This window comes from Aerococcus sp. 150760013-2 (assembly GCF_053627715.1).
The window spans coordinates 110463-130120 of sequence record NZ_JBSEYI010000006.1 but is presented as its reverse complement, the minus strand read 5'-3'; the positions used below and the strand labels follow the sequence as shown (position 1 = coordinate 130120).

The 19658-nt window shown below is 39.5% G+C and carries 21 protein-coding genes and 1 pseudogene; 20 read left to right on the top strand and 2 right to left on the bottom strand.

Translation table 11 applies throughout. The annotated features are described in order from the left end of the window. Positions 1 to 579 precede the first annotated feature (579 nt). The 6 genes from yidD to ACUW85_RS04690 are packed head-to-tail and all read left to right on the top strand — an operon-like array spanning position 580 to position 3713. Positions 580 to 876 (top strand): membrane protein insertion efficiency factor YidD, encoded by a 297-nt coding sequence (gene yidD / locus ACUW85_RS04715; RefSeq protein WP_182023368.1) that lies wholly within the window; start codon positions 580 to 582, stop codon positions 874 to 876. Further along, positions 857 to 1177 (top strand): thioredoxin, encoded by a 321-nt coding sequence (gene trxA / locus ACUW85_RS04710; protein WP_149255817.1) that lies wholly within the window; start codon positions 857 to 859, stop codon positions 1175 to 1177. Before yidD ends, trxA begins: the two co-directional genes overlap by 20 nt. A 22-nt stretch (positions 1178 to 1199) precedes the next feature. Further along, positions 1200 to 1505, top strand: coding sequence for a rhodanese-like domain-containing protein (locus ACUW85_RS04705; protein WP_149255816.1), 306 nt, complete (start codon positions 1200 to 1202; stop codon positions 1503 to 1505). After that, positions 1505 to 3157 (top strand): FAD-dependent oxidoreductase, encoded by a 1653-nt coding sequence (locus ACUW85_RS04700; protein ID WP_182023281.1) that lies wholly within the window; start codon positions 1505 to 1507, stop codon positions 3155 to 3157. Before ACUW85_RS04705 ends, ACUW85_RS04700 begins: the two co-directional genes overlap by 1 nt. After that, a complete protein-coding gene (locus ACUW85_RS04695; RefSeq protein WP_182023282.1) occupies positions 3157 to 3453 on the top strand; it encodes a rhodanese-like domain-containing protein in 297 nt (98 codons plus the stop codon). Before ACUW85_RS04700 ends, ACUW85_RS04695 begins: the two co-directional genes overlap by 1 nt. Next, positions 3453 to 3713 (top strand): metal-sensitive transcriptional regulator, encoded by a 261-nt coding sequence (locus ACUW85_RS04690; RefSeq protein ID WP_016896863.1) that lies wholly within the window; start codon positions 3453 to 3455, stop codon positions 3711 to 3713. Before ACUW85_RS04695 ends, ACUW85_RS04690 begins: the two co-directional genes overlap by 1 nt. A gap of 138 nt (positions 3714 to 3851) precedes the next feature. Here the strand turns inward: ACUW85_RS04690 and ACUW85_RS04685 are convergent, their stop codons facing one another. Continuing rightward, positions 3852 to 4220: a winged helix-turn-helix transcriptional regulator gene (locus ACUW85_RS04685; RefSeq protein ID WP_182023283.1), complete on the bottom strand. Its 369-nt coding sequence runs from the start codon at positions 4218 to 4220 to the stop codon at positions 3852 to 3854. Between the two features lie 61 nt (positions 4221 to 4281). Here ACUW85_RS04685 and ACUW85_RS04680 point away from each other — a divergent pair. Continuing rightward, positions 4282 to 4677 (top strand): annotated as a pseudogene (locus ACUW85_RS04680) (alcohol dehydrogenase catalytic domain-containing protein); the annotation flags it as partial. Positions 4678 to 4812: 135 nt separating this feature from the next. Here the strand turns inward: ACUW85_RS04680 and ACUW85_RS04675 are convergent. Next, positions 4813 to 5694 (bottom strand): manganese catalase family protein, encoded by an 882-nt coding sequence (locus ACUW85_RS04675; protein ID WP_182023284.1) that lies wholly within the window; start codon positions 5692 to 5694, stop codon positions 4813 to 4815. A 582-nt stretch (positions 5695 to 6276) separates the two neighbouring features. Between ACUW85_RS04675 and ACUW85_RS04670 the strand changes: the two genes are divergently transcribed. The 13 genes from ACUW85_RS04670 (at position 6277) to dinB (ending at position 19644) form a co-directional block, all read left to right on the top strand. Continuing rightward, entirely contained in the window at positions 6277 to 6774 is a 498-nt protein-coding gene (locus tag ACUW85_RS04670; RefSeq protein WP_182023285.1) for an LURP-one-related/scramblase family protein, read from the top strand. A 179-nt stretch (positions 6775 to 6953) separates the two neighbouring features. Continuing rightward, positions 6954 to 8315 (top strand): Y-family DNA polymerase, encoded by a 1362-nt coding sequence (locus ACUW85_RS04665; RefSeq protein WP_182023286.1) that lies wholly within the window; start codon positions 6954 to 6956, stop codon positions 8313 to 8315. After that, positions 8308 to 8778, top strand: a complete 471-nt coding sequence (locus ACUW85_RS04660; RefSeq protein ID WP_182023287.1) for a hypothetical protein — start codon at positions 8308 to 8310, stop codon at positions 8776 to 8778. The genes ACUW85_RS04665 and ACUW85_RS04660 overlap by 8 nt, the downstream gene beginning before the upstream one ends. A 149-nt stretch (positions 8779 to 8927) precedes the next feature. Next, the gene (clpB, locus tag ACUW85_RS04655; protein ID WP_182023288.1) at positions 8928 to 11549 is read left to right on the top strand and encodes an ATP-dependent chaperone ClpB; all 2622 of its coding nucleotides are present in this window, start codon (positions 8928 to 8930) and stop codon (positions 11547 to 11549) included. 191 nt (positions 11550 to 11740) lie between these two features. Further along, positions 11741 to 12352 carry an NfeD family protein gene (locus ACUW85_RS04650; protein WP_225968918.1) on the top strand — a complete coding sequence of 204 codons (612 nt, stop codon included), beginning with the start codon at positions 11741 to 11743 and terminating at the stop codon, positions 12350 to 12352. Next, positions 12345 to 13352 carry a flotillin-like protein FloA gene (gene floA, locus ACUW85_RS04645; RefSeq protein WP_048726991.1) on the top strand — a complete coding sequence of 336 codons (1008 nt, stop codon included), beginning with the start codon at positions 12345 to 12347 and terminating at the stop codon, positions 13350 to 13352. The genes ACUW85_RS04650 and floA overlap by 8 nt, the downstream gene beginning before the upstream one ends. Then, complete coding sequence (locus ACUW85_RS04640; protein WP_149255809.1) at positions 13352 to 14251, top strand: hypothetical protein; 900 nt, start codon at positions 13352 to 13354, stop codon at positions 14249 to 14251. The genes floA and ACUW85_RS04640 overlap by 1 nt, the downstream gene beginning before the upstream one ends. Positions 14252 to 14500: 249 nt before the next feature. After that, positions 14501 to 15256: a sugar phosphate isomerase/epimerase family protein gene (locus ACUW85_RS04635; protein WP_182023289.1), complete on the top strand. Its 756-nt coding sequence runs from the start codon at positions 14501 to 14503 to the stop codon at positions 15254 to 15256. 170 nt (positions 15257 to 15426) lie between these two features. Then, on the top strand, positions 15427 to 16569 hold the full coding sequence (tgt, locus tag ACUW85_RS04630; protein ID WP_048726995.1) for a tRNA guanosine(34) transglycosylase Tgt: 1143 nt from the start codon (positions 15427 to 15429) through the stop codon (positions 16567 to 16569). 171 nt (positions 16570 to 16740) lie between these two features. Then, a complete protein-coding gene (yajC, locus tag ACUW85_RS04625) occupies positions 16741 to 17124 on the top strand; it encodes a preprotein translocase subunit YajC (protein WP_083069518.1) in 384 nt (127 codons plus the stop codon). A gap of 53 nt (positions 17125 to 17177) precedes the next feature. Beyond that, the gene (locus ACUW85_RS04620; protein ID WP_016896876.1) at positions 17178 to 17459 is read left to right on the top strand and encodes a post-transcriptional regulator; all 282 of its coding nucleotides are present in this window, start codon (positions 17178 to 17180) and stop codon (positions 17457 to 17459) included. 223 nt (positions 17460 to 17682) lie between these two features. Then, positions 17683 to 18330, top strand: coding sequence for a metal-dependent transcriptional regulator (locus tag ACUW85_RS04615; RefSeq protein ID WP_016896877.1), 648 nt, complete (start codon positions 17683 to 17685; stop codon positions 18328 to 18330). A 39-nt stretch (positions 18331 to 18369) separates the two neighbouring features. Further along, positions 18370 to 19644 carry a DNA polymerase IV gene (gene dinB / locus ACUW85_RS04610; RefSeq protein WP_182023290.1) on the top strand — a complete coding sequence of 425 codons (1275 nt, stop codon included), beginning with the start codon at positions 18370 to 18372 and terminating at the stop codon, positions 19642 to 19644. Positions 19645 to 19658: the final 14 nt, after the last annotated feature.

The window sequence follows — 19658 nt, the reverse complement described above, 5'->3', positions numbered from 1 at the left end:
TAAATAGCTTAGACCGCTGTTTTGCTTTGAAATAAGTGGAACAAGTCATGAGTGTTCCTAGAAACACGCCATTTTAATGGCGTTGTAGTTCATAACAGTCAGTTTGCAAAATAGCATGTAACTTTAAATTTAAAAGTAAGAGAACAGGTTGTAAAACTTCCTGTTCTCTTATTTTTTTATTTCTGGTGCACTTCCGTTTCATATTTTCTCCCTTTCTTCAACATTAGTATTAGGTATGCCAAAATAGACTTCTAGAGGAGTTCCTGAATGAATTAACCGACGTATTGTTTCTTTTCTTCATTTTTTGATTCTCCGTGCATTTGTTACTGTAGTTGTCTAATTTCTTGCTTCTCTGCGATAAAAAATAAGCATACCGTTAATATCCTTCTTCTATTTACAATGATTTCTCAAATCACTAGATACCATTAAGTTACCTATATATTCAAGCCTATTTAACACTGTTCGGTAGTACTATATCTAGATAACAAATAAAATATTAAAAAATGTTATTTGCAGTCTGCATCCTTCAGTAAGAAAAACTTTACAAATAATACCTATGGGGGTATAATATAAATACACATAGGGGTATATAAAAAAGCAACATCCTTTTACCAAGTTAAAGATTATCAAAAAGGGATTTCACCACTGCTTCCGCCGAGATGTCGTGAGTATCCCACTTGCTCGCACCGTGCTGTTGAAGGGGTGGGAAAACACGGCGCAACAAAAGGATCTCTGATGCAAGCTGGACGTATAATGCGGTGTCAGCCATTTGTTAAAGGTGGATATGATCTAGTGCTAAGTACATTTTCAGTGAAAAGAAATAGCAAACTAAAGATAATTAGAGAGGAGCAATCAAATGACAGTAAAAGTAACTGATAGCACACTACCGTCCGAAGTACAAGACGGGATTACACTAGTCGATTTTTGGGCGCCTTGGTGTGGGCCATGTAAAATGCTAGGACCAGTATTAGAAGAATTAGCAGCAGAATTTGCACCTAGAATTAAAATTGCAAAGTTGAATATTGACGAAAATAATATAACAGCCAGTCAGCTGGGTATTATGAGTATTCCAACTATGGTTTTATATAAAGAGGGTCAACCGGTTGGAAAAATAGTTGGCTACCAACCAAAAGAAGTACTGAAAGCGTATTTAACGGAAAAAGTAACCATAAAATAATCATCTATTGAGGAGGAAAAATATGTTTTTTAAAAAAATACCTACGATTTCAACCACTGAATTGGAAAAGAAATTAGCGGATAAACCGCAAATTATTGACGTGAGAGAACCACATGAATTTAAAAATGGTCATATTCCAGGAGCAAAAAATATACCATTGTCTAAAGTTGCTAACTACACGCCTAAAGGTCAAGTCTATGTAATGTGTCAATCGGGGATGCGTAGTAAACGAGCAACGAAAATGTTACTGAAACAAGGGCATGATGTTATCAACGTCCGTGGCGGTATGATGGCCTGGACAGGCGCAACAAAAGGAGGTAATAATTAATGAGAATAGTCATTATAGGTGGTGTAGCAGGCGGAATGTCTGCCGCTACAAGGTTAAGACGGTTGAATGAAACAGCAGAAATTATCGTGTTAGAAAAAGGGCCCTATGTGTCATTTGCTAATTGTGGTTTGCCTTATTATGTCGCTGGAGAAATTGATGAACGGACGGACTTGTTAGTTCAAACGCCAGAAACGTTGCAAGCAAGATTCGATTTAGATGTGCGGCCAAATAGTGAAGCTATTTCTATCGATTCCGATAATAAAGAAGTGGTCGTAAAAACCGATCAAGAAACATACACGCTGGGGTATGATAAATTAATCTTATCCCCAGGAGCAAAACCATTCATTCCACAAGCAAAGGGATTAGAAGAAGCAGAGAATATATTTACCTTACGTTCCGTTCCTGATGTCGATGCGATTGCCAACTTTATCAATATACACAACTCTAAAAAAGCAGTGGTCATAGGTGCTGGGTTTATCGGGCTAGAAATGGCAGAAAGTTTAGCCCAACGTGGAATGGAAGTTACTATTGTAGAGAAAGCACCACATGTACTACCACCTTTTGATGAGGAAATGGCAGCTTATATAACGAAAGAATTAGTAGCTAATGGTATAAAATTGTATACAGGGTTGGCAGCTGAATCATTTGAAGAAAAAGGTAAAATCGTAGTATTGGAAAATGGAGAACGCTTGGAGAGTGATATCACTTTAATGTCTGCCGGTGTAAAACCGGAAACAACGGTAGCTTTAACAGCCGGTGTCGAAACAGGTTTACGCGGTGGGATAGTCGTTGACGACCAATATGAAACTAGTCAAAAAGATATTTACGCTGTGGGGGATGCGATTGTCGTTAAACAACAAATCAACGGAGAAGACACAATGATTGCATTGGCTTCGCCAGCTAACCGACAAGGCCGTCAAGTGGCTGATGTCATTAGCGGATTAGACCGTAAAAATAAAGGTAGCATAGGGACAGCGATTGTACGAGTGTTCAAATTGGCAGCAGCGTCGACCGGTTTGAATGAACGCCAATTGCAACAAGCGGATGAGGCGTACGAAGTGATACACATTCAAGGTAAAAGTCATGCTGGCTACTATCCTAATGCAAAAACTATTGTATTAAAGTTATTATTTCATCCGACCACAGGTAAAATTTATGGCGCTCAAGCCATCGGAGAAGACGGTGTAGATAAACGGATTGATATCATTGCTACAGCTATTAAAGCCGGAATGACGGTGCAAGAGTTGCCGGAATTAGAGTTCACTTATGCCCCTCCATTTGGTTCTGCTAAAGATCCTGTTAATATGGCTGGTTATGTAGCTTTAAATCTTATGGAAGGCATTAGTGAGTCTGTTCAGTGGTATGAATTAGAAGACAAGCAAGCAGAACGATATTTACTGCTAGATGTTCGAAATGAAGGTGAACTGAAATCCAACGGCCGCTTAAAAGGTGCAATCAATATTCCTTTAGATAGTTTGCGAGACCGCATGGCGGAGTTGCCCAAAGATCAACCGATTATTGTCAGCTGTCACAGTGGACTGCGTAGCTATGCAGCAGAAAGAATATTGAAACAAAATGGCTACCAAGCCAAAAATTTAGATGGCGCATTTGCTCTTTACTCAACAGTAAAACCAGAAAAGGTGGTAAAATAATGTATAATTCAATATCAATGTCAGAATTCGAACAAAAATGGGAAAAAGAGAATCTTCCTTTAGTAGACGTTAGAGAAATCAACGAATGGGAAAATGGTCACCTGGACGGCGCAATCCACGTTCCTTTAAGTAATCTTCCAGCTGAAAAAAATAAACTGGATAAAAGCCAAGAGTATTATGTAATGTGCCACTCTGGAGCACGTTCTGCAAAGGCTTGTCAACAATTAGCACAAGAAGGATACAACGTGATAAATGTAATGGGCGGAATTTCTGCTTGGAACGGAGAAATTGTTTAATGGAATACGATAAAAAAATTGTGAACCGTTTGAAACGTTCTGACGGTCAATTGCATGGCGTTTTGAATATGATGGAAGAAGGAAAAGATTGCGTGGATATTGTGACTCAATTATCAGCGGTTCGCTCTAGTATCGATCGTACGATTAGTTTAATTGTTGCCGAAAATTTAGTAGAATGTGTGCAAGAAAATATTAAAGATGGCAGCACAGGTGAAGAGCGTATTCAACAAGCAATTCAGTTACTAATGAAGAGTCGCTAGCCATGTGTTATGGCTTATGCTACATCAACGCATAACAAATATAGACGTATAGTATTGAAAATAAAAAATAAGAGAACAGGTTGTTAAGATGCCTGTTCTCTTAATTTTTTACTTTTAGAGCAATCAAATTTCATATTTTTACTTTTCTTCAACTGAAGTTTCAGTAGGGTTTTCTTTCAAAAAATCTCTAAAACTATCTCCCCAATCACAAATAGCAGTTACAACGGGTTCTAGGTGTAAACCAATTTCACTTAGTTGATACTCTACTTTAGGAGGTACAACCGGGTATACAACCCTAGTAATGATTTGGTCATCTTCTAATTCTCTTAATTGTCTAATTAACATACGTTGATTGACATCGGGAAGGTATCTTTGTATTTCACTTAACCTTAATGGAGACTGTTGTAGCAAGCACCAGATAATCGCTATTTTCCAACGTCCACCTATAACGGATAAAGCCAAATCCTTGCTAGTGAAAAAAGTTTTTTCTTTATAATGAATGGTCATGTAGTGCCATCTCCTTCTATTGATGTTTTGTATATACTGACAAAAAAGTCAGTATTGTATAATGGATTATAATACGAGATTGTGGAAATGTAAAGCTGCTGTTGCATTTAAACCAGGGGAACCGCTTCAAATTGTAGAAGTCGATGTAGAAGGACCGAAGGCAAAAGTGGTCTTAGTAAAAATCTTGCATCCTTCAGTTTGTCATACTGATGCATTTACTTTATCGGGTGATGATCCAGAGGGCGTATTTCAGGCTGTATTAGGTCAAGAAGGTGCTGGTGTTGTCGCTTCTGTAGGGGATGAAGTGACTTCAGTAAAACCAGGGGATTATGTGATTCCGCTGTACACGGCTGAATGCAGGGAATGTAAATTCTGTCTTTCTAGTAAAACCAACTTATGTAGTGCCGTGCGAGAAACGCAAGGAACTGAGGATGGCTTTTATCCAGAACAATTAACAGAAGCGTATTTTTTGAAAGATGCTCAAGAAAATAATGTAGCCTTTGGATATATCTTCTTTCGATGAAAAGACGACACAAAAAAAGACTTATGCATATCACATAAGTCTAAGCCAAGTATATTTTTATTTTTTTAACTATTTGCTTGTATTTTTATCACCTTCAAGCATTCTGCGTCCTTCTTCAACAGCAGTGTTTGGATCTTCAGGTGGCGTATTTCTTAATATTTCTGGGGCAGCTGTTAAATCAGGTTCACCACCTGCCATAATGGGGTCACTACTATAGTGGAATTTGTTTCCATCACGGGCAGTTTCTCCTTCGAGTGCTTGAGAGGCTTCCCCTTCTGAGAAGTTGTAAAGTGTATGTGTAAACTCCTTACCTTGTTTTTGTAAGTCTTGAGTAGCATGTGGTACAACTGGACCATATTTTTCTTCCAATTCTTCACAAGCTTTTAAGAATTGAAGTTGGTGCTGCGTTTCACGAGCCATGAGGTAACTTAGCATATCGCGAACACCTTTATCCTCCGTTTGCAGGAAGTTTCGTGATACTTGAAGGCGTGCCTGTGATTCACGGACAACGTTGAAGCGCATATCAGCGAGTAAATTCCCGCTTGAGACGATGAAATTTGCGCTCCACGGGTTTCCGTTAGAATCAGATAGCCCTGCACCAAGACCATTGACGAATGCATGTTGAGGGTCCATACCACCAAGTATTGCAGCAGTCGCTGGATCGCTAGTTCTCGCAAACTCTTCTATCGTATCAGTAGGAGCGTCACGTAATAGGTCATTGATCATGGTGGCTAACATTTCCATATGGCCTATTTCTTCCGTACCAGTGTCTAATAATAAATCTTTATATTTTTCATTGCCAACAGTGTTCCAACCTTGAAGCGTATAGGCCAACATTCCTGTAGTTTCTCCCCATTGACCCCCTAAAATCTCTTGTAAGCGTCGTGCGATAATAGGGTTACTTTTCTCAGGTTTTGCATGATACTGTAATTTTGATTTTCTGATGTACATGTGATAGTCCTCCTAATGTATTATAATGTCATACGTCGCATTAATTTCTTCTAAATAAGGGTTACATAGTAAATGGTAGTATATATATATTCATACTTCAAATGAAACGGTTTCAAAAAATATTATAAAAGAGGCCTAGATTGACTTAATTGGGGGACGTCTTTTATAACTGACATCTCCATCTGATATTTTCCCATCGTCTCATAACTTTTGACTTATAACCGAAAATGCCAGCCGTTGTGTAAATTGCAACTGCTGTCATTTTTGGTTTATACATTTTTTATCAATAAATATAAGCCGATAAGAAGTAAGAATAGCGTCAAGAAACCATGGATGATTTTTGTCGATTGAAATTCTTTGGGGTATTTAAATAAAAAGATAAACCCGTTAACGAAACCGGCGACAATAAGTAAGATAGCGAAAATAGTTAAATACATGATGACTCCTTTTTTATAGATATATCTTTTATTATACCTGAGCATTTATGTATTTCGGACTAAAGTATGAGTGATATGATGTAGATTTACCTTAGTATACAGATATAATTAAATATGAATTAACAGTAGAAAGGGTAATAAAATAATGAAATTATATATGAAAAATCAATTACTCTCACTTAAACGTGATTTTAATTTGACGAATCAAGATGGCGATCCAGTTTACAAAGTTAAAAATAAATGGCTATCAATTGGCCAACAATTTCGCATTATTGACCTAGCTCAGGATAAAGAAGTGGCACAAGTTAAAGAGCAAATGATTGATTTAATGCCAACGGTAGATGTATACGATAAAAATAATGACAAGGTAGCTGAAATTCGTAAGAAGGTTTCCTTATTTAGAGATAACTACAAAGTAACGTCCTTGGATTGGGATGTTAAGGGGAATATCCTTGATTTTGATTTCCGTATTACGGATGAAAATGGCGACCGAATTGCCCGTATCGACCGTAAGTTGATTTCAATTCGCGATACTTTTGTGATTGATATTGAAGACCATGTGCCAGCTGATGTGGTGCCGATTATTCTAGGTGTAGTGATGGCGATTGATTTAGTAGTTGAACGAAAAAATGATAAAAAATAGCATATTATTTAAATAGTTGAGTGAAAAAGGCTGCGAATATAGTTCGTGGTCTTTTTAATTTATAGAAAAAAATTTTGAAACTACTTGTTTTTTGCGAACATACGTTCTATTATTATTTAGAACATACGTTCGATTTTTTGGAATAAAAGATTAAATATCTAAGCTAAGGAGGACTGAGGATGTTTGCAAATAATGTAACGTTTGATTATTCAAAGGAACCCAGTCGCGATATTTTGTGTATCGATTGTAAGTCATTTTATGCTTCAGTGGAGGCAGTTGCGCGTAATTTAGATCCACTAACAACAAAATTAGTGGTCATGTCCTATCATGATGAAAAAGGTGGTCAGAGTAGGGGTTCGGGCCTTATTTTGGCTAGCTCGCCCGCCGCTAAGAAAGCCTTTAATATTTCCAACGTGACCCGGGCCCGTGATTTACCTTATCCCTATCCAGAAGATTTGGTAATCGCTCAACCGCGTATGCGGTTTTATATGGAGAAGAATCAAGAGATTAATCGGATCTATAAAAGCTACGTGGACGAAGCCAACCATCACGTATTTTCAATAGATGAGAGTTTCTTAGATGTGACGGATTCATTTCGCCTATTTAAGGTGAATAATGCATATGAAATGGCTCAGAAAATTCAAAAGGATGTCTATGACCAGACCGGCATTTATACCACGATTGGCATTGGCGATAACCCGTTTCTAGCCAAAGTGGCCTTAGATATTGGCGCGAAAAATGAGGGCGATATGATTGCTGAATGGCGGTATGAGGATGTGCCGGATACCTTATGGCAGATTGCTGATTTAACAGAAGTCTGCGGTATTGGCCACCGATTGGCCCGCCGACTAAAAGGGATGGGTATTAATAATGTCTATGACCTCGCCCATTCTTCTTATCACGTATTAAAAGATAAATTAGGGGTCATGGGTGCCCAACTTTATGCCCATTCGTGGGGCGTGGACCGGTCTTTTCTCGGTACCCCTTATACCACCAAAGACAAGTCTATCGGCAACAGTCAAGTGCTACCAAAAGACTACACCGATAAGGCTGAAATTGCTGTCGTCGTCAAGGAAATGGCTGACCAAATTGGGACTCGTTTAAGACGAGCTGGCGCGCAAACCCAAGTTGTTGGTCTTGGCTTAGGCTATTCCATGGGCTACTTTGATGCAAGTGGTAAAAAGGGTATTCATAAGCAAATCAAGGTGACACCGACCAATCAAAGTAAGGTGATTGCTGAAGTGGCCTTATACTTGCTGTCCTTACTTTATGAAAACCAAGTCATCCGGCATATTTCTTTACACAGTGGCAACCTTGTTTACCATCAAGCAGTCCAATTAAATCTATTTGAAAGTGAAAACAATCAAGTAGTCGACTTGAAAACAGATGTGATTGTGGATACCATCCGTAAGAAATATGGTTTTAAGAGTCTGGTCTATGCCTCGTCTCTTAAAGCTGGCGGTCGGGCAATTGAACGCTCTAGTTTAGTCGGCGGACATGCTGGTGGTATGGCGGGTATCGAAGGTGAGGCGCATGGCTAAGCGATTTGAACCTTGGGAACTCCCGAACGCTAGAAGACGGGCCCAATTGTCATGGTTAAAAAAGCAACGACACCCAAGGACCCGTAAACACTTCACGCCTTATAACGAATACGAAGACCGGACCTTTGGCATGAAGTGGGCTACTGCTTATGCCATGGATGAATTGGTCAAAGGCATTCAATCCAACCATAAGGATGCAGCTAAGGTATCTATCCCACTGCCAGAGATGACGAGGGAAGAGGTTGACCAAGTCTTGCAAGAAGCTTGGTTAAACCACTATCCTGTTTCTATTCAATTGTCTTTAAAAGATTATTTAGGTCGCTACCTTGACCATATCTTTGGCTGGTTTAATGGGGAGAGTAATTATTTCTATTTTTTAATCGGTAGTCGCAAGATTTTGTGGGATGATGTACGCCATATTGAATTGGTCAAAGAAAGTAAGTGGTCACATATTGACCTTTAGTTTGATGTTTAGAGTCAAGTCTCGGTTATAATATTGATATATCAAGGATTTTGATGGTTAAAAAAGGTCAAAAATTTCACTGATAAATGTTTGACCTATCCTGACCAAAGTGATATACTATAAGCATAAAGTAAAAGGAGTGATGTGAAATGGCAAACATGGAAATGACTACAACCTTACAAGAAGCCGTCGCAAATGCCCAACAAATTGCTATGACTCGTAAACATCAAGAAATTGGGATTCCCCATATGTTTACAGCGTTGGTGCAACCTGGAAACTTTGCTTATGACTTTTATGAAGATTTAAATGTGCCGATGGCAGCATTAACTGAAGAATTAAACCGTGAATTAGATGCAATTCCAGTGGTCCAAGGTACGAACGTACAATATGGTCAAGGAATATCACGTGGCTTGGGAGAATTAATTCAAAAAGCTCAAGTACGCGCGGAAAAACAAGGTGATGAATTTTTATCCACCGAAATGGTATTAGCAGCCATCAATGATGTATCTTATACTGACCTTGCAAAATGGTTCAAGCAACATCAAATTACTGCAAAAGCGGTAGAAGAAAAAATTGATAATTTGAGACAGGGTGATCATGTGACAAGTAAACAAGCAGAAGAAAACTATGAAGCTTTAGAGAAATATGGTGTCGATTTAGTCGAACAAGTTAAAGCAGGTAAAATGGATCCTATCATCGGACGTGATGAAGAAATTCGTGATGTAGTTCGTATCTTGTCTCGTAAATCTAAAAATAATCCGGTCCTAATTGGTGAACCTGGTGTAGGTAAAACCGCTATCGTTGAAGGTTTAGCCCAACGTATTGTGAAAAAAGATGTCCCTGACAACTTAAAAGACAAAACAGTCTTTTCATTAGATATGGGTGCCTTGATTTCAGGTGCTAAATACCGGGGTGAATTTGAAGAACGGTTGAAAGCAGTCTTAAATGAAGTGAAAAAGGCAGACGGCCGGATTATTTTATTTATCGATGAAATCCACAACATTGTAGGTGCTGGTAAGACTGAAGGGTCAATGGACGCTGGGAACTTACTTAAACCGATGTTGGCTCGTGGCGAATTGCACTGCATTGGTGCCACAACCTTAGACGAATACCGTCAATACATGGAAAAAGACAAGGCTTTGGAACGTCGTTTCCAACGTGTTTTAGTGAAAGAACCAAGTGTTGAAGATACTATTTCAATCTTACGTGGTTTGAAAGAACGGTATGAATTGCACCATGAAGTAACGATACATGACCAAGCTTTAGTAGCGGCAGCTGAATTATCAGACCGTTACATCACTGACCGGTACTTACCGGATAAGGCGCTTGATTTGGTGGATGAAGCTAGTGCTGAAATCCGCGTGCAAATGAATTCATTACCAACAGAATTAGACCAAGAACGTCGTCGTTTAATTCAACTAGAAATTGAAGAAAAAGCCTTACAAGAAGAAAAAGATGAAGCAAGTAAACGCCGGTTAGCTGACCTTCAAGAAGAATTAGCTGATGTCCGTGAAAAAACTAACCAATTAACCATGCAATGGCAAGTTGAAAAAGGCGGTATGTCTGATATCAACGCTAAACGTCAAGAAATTGACAATGCTAAACATGCCTTGGAACAAGCGGAAAATGAATACAATCTAGAAGAAGCAGCCAAATTACAACATGCGACTATTCCAACTTTGGAACAAGAATTGGCAGATATGGAAAAAGCCTACCACGAGCATGCAGACAAGAGCGCTGACCGTTTGGTAGAAGAATCTGTAACTGAAGACTCTATCGCAGCAGTCGTTTCAAGAGTGACTGGGATCCCCGTGACTAAATTAGTTGAAGGGGAACGTGAAAAATTGCTTCACTTAGATGACACCTTACATACACGTGTAGTAGGTCAAGATGAAGCAGTTGATAGCGTGACAAATGCAGTATTACGTTCACGTGCCGGTGTTCAAGATCCAAACCGTCCGTTAGGTTCATTCTTATTCTTAGGACCGACTGGTGTTGGTAAAACTGAGTTGGCTAAAGCCTTAGCTGAAGCCATGTTTGATTCAGAAAATAATATGGTCCGTCTTGATATGAGTGAGTACATGGATAAAATCAATGTGACCCGTTTAATCGGGGCAGCACCTGGTTACGTTGGTTACGAAGAAGGCGGTCAATTAACTGAAGCCGTCCGTCGTAATCCATATACAGTGGTCTTATTAGATGAAGTTGAAAAAGCCCATCCAGATGTATTCAATATTCTATTACAAATCTTAGATGACGGTCGTCTAACTGACTCACAAGGTCGAATTGTAGACTTTAAAAATACCATCATCATTATGACAAGTAACTTAGGATCAGATGCCTTGTTAGACGGTACTGATGAGAACGGCAAAATCGATGATGAAGCAAGAGAAGCTGTTCAAAGTGCTTTAAAAATACACTTTAGACCTGAATTCTTAAACCGTATCGATGACACTATTTTATTCAGACCATTATCACACAATGATATGGACGGTATCGTACGCAAGATGTTAGCACAATTAAGTGACCGCTTAGCTAGCCAAGAAATTGCTGTAACATTTAGTGACGAATTAGTTAGCTGGATTGGTGATACTGCTTATGACCCACAATTTGGTGCACGACCATTGCGTCGTTTCATCACTAACCAAGTGGAAACGCCAGTAGCACGTGCGATTATTGCAGGTACTATTAGTAAACAACAAGCTGTTAATATCTCAATTGATGAAAATCATGAAATCAAGTTTGATGTGACACCCTTAGTCCAAAATTAAACCTATATAAAAATAAGTAATAGATCAATTCTCCACAAGCTAGCAGGTAGTATGCCTCGTTTGTGGAGAATTTTTTTATTGCATAAGCTTGTTTTCAAAGAAGAGAAACCGTTGAAGCTAGGCTATCATTATGAAAGCGGTCTTTCAATATGGTAAAATATACAGTATAGAAGATGGATGGAGGTGGAGAAATGGAGACAGTATTATTTTCCATTGGTATCCTAGCCATTATCGCTGGAATGATGACGCGTCATTATATGCTTGGAGGCATTGTGGGTGCGGGATCTTTCTTATTGTATTTTGGTTTGTATGACAATGGGTCTTGGTTGTCACTGATGCTTTTTGCTTTAGGGACAGTCTTGATTATTTCCGAAGTATTTTTACCTACTTACGGGATATTGGGTGTCGTAGGTTTGTTAATCGGTGCTTGGGGATTGATGGGACAGACTGCTGATATCGGCGACGCGGTGGTAGATTTAACGATTGGTGTAGTTGTGGGGATAGTTGCCTTTTATATTCTAGTGAAGTTGGGTTACAGTATCCCTTTTAATGATCAAATCGTACTGAATACATCATTGAACCGGGAACGTGGTTATCAATCGCAGAGTGTGTCTGTTGCGGATTATGTTTCGCAAGAGGCTATGACGCTTACGCCACTGAGACCGACTGGGAAGGCAACTTTCTCGGACGGGAATATCTTGGAAGTGATGAGTGACAATGAAGTGATTGGTAGTGATGAGCAGGTGGTTGTTGTGAGGATTCGGAACAATCAATTATTAGTTAGGAGAGTGAACCGTGAGTAGTTCGTATGGAAATGACACAAGTATTTGGGGAATTTTGGTTTTAGCCATTCTTATTCTAGTCGTTTTAATTTTATTCTTTACCTTTGTGCCGGTTGGCCTTTGGGTAACAGCTTATTTCTCTGGTGTTAAGGTGGGGATTGGCGATTTAGTCGGTATGCGTCTACGTCGGGTAAATCCAAATAACATTATTAAACCTTTGATTAAGGCGACGAAAGCTGGGTTAACTATTGATTTAAATGATTTAGAGGCCCACTATTTAGCGGGTGGGGATATCAATATGGTCGTGGATGCCTTAATCGCAGCGCAACGCGCCAATATTGACCTAGAGTTTGAACAAGCTGCAGCCATTGACTTAGCGGGTCGTGACGTATTTGAGGCTGTTCAAGTGTCTGTTAATCCTAAAGTGATTGAAACACCCATTATTTCTGCAGTTGCGATGAATGGGATAGAAGTACGTGCTAAAGCGAAAGTAACTGTACGCGCTAATATTGAACGTTTAGTTGGGGGTGCTGGTGAATCTACTATCATCGCCCGTGTAGGTGAAGGTATTGTCACAACTGTTGGTTCAGCAGTGACACACTCAGATGTTTTGGAAAACCCAGATGCGATTTCACAAACTATTTTGCGAAAAGGTTTAGACTCTGGGACAGCTTTTGAAATCCTATCGATTGATATTGCGGATGTAGATGTAGGTCGTAATATTGGGGCTAAACTACAAGCAGAGCAAGCCGAAGCGGATAAACGAATTGCCCAAGCCAAGGCTGAAGAGCGTCGTGCGATGGCCGTTGCCCAAGAACAAGAAAACATTGCGAAAACGCAAGAAATGCGCGCGAAAGTTGTGGAAGCACAGTCTCAAGTACCAGAAGCCTTAGCTGAGGCCTTTAGAAACGGTAAAATTGGGGTAATGGACTACTACAATATGCAAAATATTCAAGCGGATACGAAGATGCGCGAAAGTCTTTCTGAAGGAGATTCTGAATACAATTCAGGTGATCAATAATGGAACTGATTGGAATTCTGATCTTCGTCTTTGGGCTAGCGCACAGCTTTTACAAGGATCATCAGAAGAAGCTGGAAGCAGAAGAGAAGGCGAAAGCGAAGCGATTTGATGCTTCTAATCAACCTTCGCGGATGAGTGAAAACGGTGTGAATCGACAAAGAAACACGCGCCAAACCCAAGCTCGACAGACTCGACAAACTTTAAATCGTCAAAGTACCAGTCGCGGTAGACACCAAGAAGATACGAAGCCAAAAACCTTGGCGGATTATCTAGCTAAAGCTCAAGAGTATTTAGATGAAGTGGATGCGGATGTGCAAAAGTCTTTTGAAGAAGTGAAGGCTGAAAAGATTCAAGTTACAAAGCAACAAGATCAAAGAAGAAATGCAAATCAACAAAATCGTGGTCAGCAGTATGCTAAACAAAACCAGGCTATGCGGGCACAGAAGCGTCAAAACCAACATGCAACCTTAAACCAAGCTGAGGGCGGTCAAAGTACCGCGCTTGTTGGTGAAGGAACGGGTTGGGATGAGTCAGATGTATATGCTGACGGTCGTGGCTATTCTGCAGAAGGTAGTCGCTCTAATGAAGGTTCTGTACCTGAAAATGCAATGTCGAATGGTGATTATTTTGATCAAGAAATGGCTGCCAATGTCCTTGAATTAGGGAAAGAATTGCAGCAAATGGATGAAATGTATGACCGTGAAGCGGACCGTTTTGATAGAGAAGTAGGTCAATTGTTTAAGAAAATGGAAGATCCAGGTAAAGATTTACGTGTGACGACTGAAAGCAAGAAAAAATCACGAAATCCACGCGAAATATTAGCTTTATCTAATCAAGATAACCTAAAACGTGGTATATTATTAAAAGAAATACTGGACAAACCAGTAGCTAAAAGGTAGATGTGACAATAGTCGCTTAGAATTAACCGCTTCTAACGCATTTAGGTGAGTAAATGCTAAAGCACTAACTCGCCCATAAACTGGAACAAATGCCGAATAGACACTGCAAGTGTTTAGCGTATTTTGTGAAGTGTCGGACAATTCTGACTATGGGAACCTGATATCACGACTTTCTTAGCATACAAAAGGGGCTGTGAGACAGCCCCTTTTATTTTATCCGATTTTTAAATCAGAGAGGATGTATCAATAATGAACTGGGTATTAAATACAATCGCTTATGGTGACTTGATGGCACAAGAAAGTTTTGGCCAATTAGATATAATTGATTCTGTTAAAGGGTTGGGTTTTGACCATATTGAATTGAGAAGTGAGTACTTTGACGGTTCAGAACAAGAATTGGCGGACTTTAAAGCTGCAAACAAAGAAGCGGGCTTAACTGTTTTCCTTTCTGTGCCAGCACCTTTATTTGAAGATGGGCTATTAAATCCTGAATTAGAAGACTACTTTGAATTAGCCCAAGCGGTTGGTGCTGTACAATTGAAGGTCAATTTAGGTGCCTATAACCCAGAAACAGTGGTTGCAGATATGACGTTGGTCAATAAACTAATTGACCGGTTCAGCATTTCCCTAACCTTGGAAAATGACAACACGCAAGCAACAGGCGCTAGCGACTATTTTAAAGCCTTTTTACAAGACAATGGTAACGATAAAGTGGGCATGTGCTTCGATGTGGGTAATTTCTTATACTTCGATGAAGATCCAGTAGCAGCGGTGAAAAATGTCTTACCATTGGTACATTATGTCCACCTAAAACAAGTGGAACAAGCGACCAATACTAGTTTAGCAGGCTTATCGGTAGGGGACGTGGACATTGTTGCTGTCTTAAAAGAGGTAGACCAAGCCATCCTTGTTGCGGTTGAGTGCCAATATAAAGCTTCTGATATTATGGAAGTTGAAGGACAAATCAAAAACGATATCGAAAATATCCTATCTAGCTTAAATTAGAAAATAGCTAGAAATGCCTATGGCCTAGCTTGTGGACCTTGCTTGCAGGCCGGATGCATGGTAACATTGTTTGGTTGTCAATATGTTGGACTAGGTAGAAATCTAGTCGTACACACATCAATTATTTTGATTCAAAAAGTAGCATGTGTGGTAGAAAGAAAGGAATTCTAATGACGAGTAGTGCATTAAAATATACATTACATAAAAAAGAAAAGCATACGGGTGCGCGTTTAGGCCAAGTGGAAACCCCTCATGGTATGATTGAAACACCGGTGTTTATGCCTGTTGGTACGCAAGCATCTGTAAAGGCTGTGTCTCCTGAAGAGTTAACGGATATGAATGCCCAAATCATTCTCTCTAACACCTATCATTTATGGTTACGTCCAGGTGATGACCTAGTCAAAGAAGCAGGTGGCTTACACCAATTCATGAACTGGGACAAACCCATTCTAACCGATTCTGGTGGTTTCCAAGTATTCTCGCTGGCTGATTCTAGAAAAATTGAGGAAGAAGGAGTCACCTTCAAGTCCCATTTAGACGGTAAGAAATTATTCTTATCACCAGAAAAAGCCATCCATATCGAAAACAACTTGGGTGCGGACATCATTATGTCATTTGACGAATGTCCAGACTTCAACCACGACCACAACTACGTTGAAAAATCGATTCACCGTACAACACGTTGGGCTGAACGTGGTTTAAACGCCCACCAACGACCAAATGACCAAGCCTTATTTGGGATTTTACAAGGTGCTGGCTATAAAGACTTACGTCTACAACACGCCAAAGATATGATTGGTTTGGACTTCCCAGGTTACTCTATCGGTGGTTTATCAGTAGGTGAATCGAAAGAAGATATGTACAAGGTTTTAGATTATCTAACACCTGTCATGCCTGAAGACAAACCTCGTTACCTAATGGGTGTCGGCAGTCCGGATGCCTTGATTGAAGGGGTTATCCGCGGTATCGATATGTTTGATTGTGTATTGCCAACACGTATTGCACGTAACGGGACTACCATGACCAGTCAAGGCCGTGTAGTCATCAAAAATGCACAATATGCACGCGACTTTACGCCATTAGATCCAAATTGTGACTGCTACACTTGCCGTAACTATACACGTGCTTACATCCGCCACCTATTGAAAGCTAACGAAACATTTGCACTACGGTTAACGTCAATCCACAACTTGCATTTCTTAATCAATTTGATGGAGCAAATTAAAGATGCCATTCGCGAAGACCGTCTATTGGACTTTAGAGACGAATTCTTCTTGCAATATTACGGTAAGGTTCAAAAAACCGCCTTTTAGGTCAAGACCTTTTCTTTTTGAAAAAGGGCTAGGCGAGGTCTTGCTAAATCTTTCGGCTTACAAGGGTTAACCTATGTAATTTATGGGCACTTTATGGTACGATTATGCTAATGATAAAAAAATGAACGGTTCATATGTGAACAAATAATCAAATAGGAGGTTATTCTTTTAATGGGAATGGGAACAATATTATACATCGTTGTTTTAGTGGCTTTAATGTACTTCATGTTAATTAGACCACAACAAAAACGTCAAAAAGAAACACAAGAAATGATGGCTGCAATGGCAGTTGGTGATTCAGCAGTAACAATTGGTGGTTTACATGGTGTCATTGCTGAAATCGATGAAACTAAAAACACTATCACTTTAGACTGTGAAGGCGTCTACTTAGTATTTGACCGTCGTGCAATTGCACGTACGCAAAAAGCTGACCCAATGAATACTGAAATGGCTAACGACATCATGAGCGATGCTGCTGAAGAAGAAGCACGCGAAAATGATGTAGTCATTGAAGATGTAGAAGCAGGCGACCAACAAGAGGACGATCAAATCTAGTCACAGCAACCGCTTGATTCAGAATGATTGAACCTTTCGTTACGGAGGCCATTATGAAAGTTTCGAACTTTGAATTCCTGTGTCTTCGTCCATGGTTTCTTTCAAAATCTCAAAGTATTAAAAAACAAGGATATAATGGGATAGAATGGCAAGACATTGAAGAATATTTTAAAGATTTTGCGTGGAAACGTCAGGCACCAAAGAAATTTAGTGCCCGTATTCAGGAAATTAAGAAGTTACACGCGAATGACTATTTAGATTATGCAAAATTACAGGCGACAGTATATGACGTTCATCCGTTAGATGAAATGAATATCGACGACTTGTTAAAATAGCATGATTTCAGAAATGAAAAATTGAGAAGGGTATGACAATGTGTCATGCTCTTTTTGATTGTGCTAGATTTATGTATTGCTTATTTTCTTAAGAGTCATCGTTAAGTAAATAACATTTTTTTTAGGTATATCTATAAAAACAAAGTAGGTAATTTCCAAAAACACCTAAAAATAAGGTATAATAGTACTAATTGGCGTAAGCATTAAAGAAAGGTGATTAACCATGTCTAAAAGTAGAGAAGATTATATGAAAGTCATTTTTGAATTCGGTGGCAAAATGGACCGTGTAGGCAACAAAGCAATTAGCGAAGCCTTAAATATTTCCGCAGCCTCTGTAACTGAAATGATTTCAAAATTACAAGAAGAGGGTTGGGTCACTTACATTCCTTACCAAGGTGTCCAATTAACTGAGGAAGGAACTAAAATGGGTGCTTCTTTAGTACGACGTCACCGTTTATGGGAAATGTTCTTATATGAAAAATTAGGTTACAACTGGGACCAAGTTCATGAGGAAGCTGAACAGTTAGAACATACGGGGACAGAGTTCTTCATTGACCAATTAGATGAATTCTTAGGTAAACCTGTATACTGTCCGCACGGTGGGGCTATTCCAGATAAAGATGGGGTGATGGCTAAAGAGGCTACGATGCCTTTAGCTGATTTAGCGGTTGGTGATAAGTTTAAAATCCAACGTGTAACAGACGATAAAGATTTATTAAATTACCTAGATAAGTTAGATATTAAACTAGATAAAAAATATGCGATTGATGAAATTGAAGCTTTTGACAAATCATTTACGATTTCGCGTAAAGGGGAATCAATTGTATTGAATCCTAAGGCGACTGTGAATATTTTTGTCGACCAAGATTAATCATCACAAGTAACCCAGTGTTTAAAGGGGGTAAGTGTCATGCGCACGATTGGCATATTATCATTTGATGATCCAAAAATTGACGGATCTAGGAAAATATTACATGTCGATATGGATGCTTTCTTCGCCTCTGTTGAACAAAGGGATAATCCTGCTTATCGGGGGAAACCGGTGATCATCGCTCGCCATCCAAAAGAGAATTCGGGTAAGGGTGTTGTATCAACGGCTTCTTATGAAGCGCGTAAATATGGTGTCCATTCAGCCATGTCTGCAGCTGAAGCTTACCGCTTATGTCCGCAAGGGATTTTTGTGTCGGGTAACTATGCCTTATACCGCGAAGTTTCAGAACAAGTACGAGAAATTTTCAAGCGGTATACGGATATTATAGAACCCCTTTCTATAGATGAGGCCTTTTTAGATGTGACGGATAATAAGAAGGGGATTCCTTATGCCATGGATGTGGCCAAGGAAATTCAAGAAACCATTTATAAGGAATTGAATTTAACTTGTTCGATTGGGGTTTCTTATAATAAATTCATTGCCAAGTTGGCATCTGACTACCAAAAACCATTTGGTATGACGGTGATTACCCCTAAACGAGCAATTCCCTTTTTGGAGCAATTACCGATTGAAGATTTTTATGGAGTTGGGACAAGGTCAGCTGAAAAAATGCATGAATTAGATATTTATACGGGTGCAGACTTGAAGAAATTATCCCAAGATGAATGCATTCGATATTTCGGTAAGGCAGGACTAGCCTTGTATGAACGGGTCCGCGGAGTTGACGACCGGCCGGTGAAAGTCACCCGCATCCGTAAATCGATTGGGAAGGAGCGGACCTTTTATCCTTTCCTTTACCACGATAATGAGGTGGAAGAAACTTTGCGTAAGCTAGCCAATTCAGTGTCTGAGGCCCTGGGTAAAAAGAACATGCACGGAAAGGTGGTGACCTTGAAGTTTCGGAATGCGGATTTTGAGACGGTTACACGGCAGACGTCGCTTGTTGACGCGATTTCAAATAGCCAAGATATTTATTTTTACGCCTTGGACTTATGGCAAACTTACGGGGATGTCAGTCAGGGGATTCGGTTGCTGGGGATTACGGTGAGTGATTTGTCTCAGTTGGCCTTTGAAAATATCCGCTTGAATTTATATGATCATCAAGATAAAGAAGCGGGAACCCTGGCCTACAGATCCAACACATTATTATCAGAGAATGAAGAAATAAATGAAAATAAAAATATAAAAGAAGATTCAGCAATTCAACCTGCCCCAGACCAAGCGTCATCTGAACAAAAGGATGGTGACGCGTAAAACCGAATGGGTCA

Coding starts and splice junctions, on each gene's coding strand:
- trxA (WP_149255817.1), top strand. CDS start 857: ATGACAGTAAAAGTAACTGATAGCACACTACCGTCCGAAGTACAAGAC.
- ACUW85_RS04705 (WP_149255816.1), top strand. CDS start 1,200: ATGTTTTTTAAAAAAATACCTACGATTTCAACCACTGAATTGGAAAAG.
- ACUW85_RS04700 (WP_182023281.1), top strand. CDS start 1,505: ATGAGAATAGTCATTATAGGTGGTGTAGCAGGCGGAATGTCTGCCGCT.
- ACUW85_RS04695 (WP_182023282.1), top strand. CDS start 3,157: ATGTATAATTCAATATCAATGTCAGAATTCGAACAAAAATGGGAAAAA.
- ACUW85_RS04690 (WP_016896863.1), top strand. CDS start 3,453: ATGGAATACGATAAAAAAATTGTGAACCGTTTGAAACGTTCTGACGGT.
- ACUW85_RS04685 (WP_182023283.1), bottom strand. CDS start 4,220: ATGACCATTCATTATAAAGAAAAAACTTTTTTCACTAGCAAGGATTTG.
- ACUW85_RS04675 (WP_182023284.1), bottom strand. CDS start 5,694: ATGTACATCAGAAAATCAAAATTACAGTATCATGCAAAACCTGAGAAA.
- ACUW85_RS04670 (WP_182023285.1), top strand. CDS start 6,277: ATGAAATTATATATGAAAAATCAATTACTCTCACTTAAACGTGATTTT.
- ACUW85_RS04665 (WP_182023286.1), top strand. CDS start 6,954: ATGTTTGCAAATAATGTAACGTTTGATTATTCAAAGGAACCCAGTCGC.
- ACUW85_RS04660 (WP_182023287.1), top strand. CDS start 8,308: ATGGCTAAGCGATTTGAACCTTGGGAACTCCCGAACGCTAGAAGACGG.
- clpB (WP_182023288.1), top strand. CDS start 8,928: ATGGCAAACATGGAAATGACTACAACCTTACAAGAAGCCGTCGCAAAT.
- ACUW85_RS04650 (WP_225968918.1), top strand. CDS start 11,741: ATGGAGACAGTATTATTTTCCATTGGTATCCTAGCCATTATCGCTGGA.
- ACUW85_RS04640 (WP_149255809.1), top strand. CDS start 13,352: ATGGAACTGATTGGAATTCTGATCTTCGTCTTTGGGCTAGCGCACAGC.
- ACUW85_RS04635 (WP_182023289.1), top strand. CDS start 14,501: ATGAACTGGGTATTAAATACAATCGCTTATGGTGACTTGATGGCACAA.
- tgt (WP_048726995.1), top strand. CDS start 15,427: ATGACGAGTAGTGCATTAAAATATACATTACATAAAAAAGAAAAGCAT.
- yajC (WP_083069518.1), top strand. CDS start 16,741: ATGGGAATGGGAACAATATTATACATCGTTGTTTTAGTGGCTTTAATG.
- ACUW85_RS04620 (WP_016896876.1), top strand. CDS start 17,178: ATGAAAGTTTCGAACTTTGAATTCCTGTGTCTTCGTCCATGGTTTCTT.
- ACUW85_RS04615 (WP_016896877.1), top strand. CDS start 17,683: ATGTCTAAAAGTAGAGAAGATTATATGAAAGTCATTTTTGAATTCGGT.
- dinB (WP_182023290.1), top strand. CDS start 18,370: ATGCGCACGATTGGCATATTATCATTTGATGATCCAAAAATTGACGGA.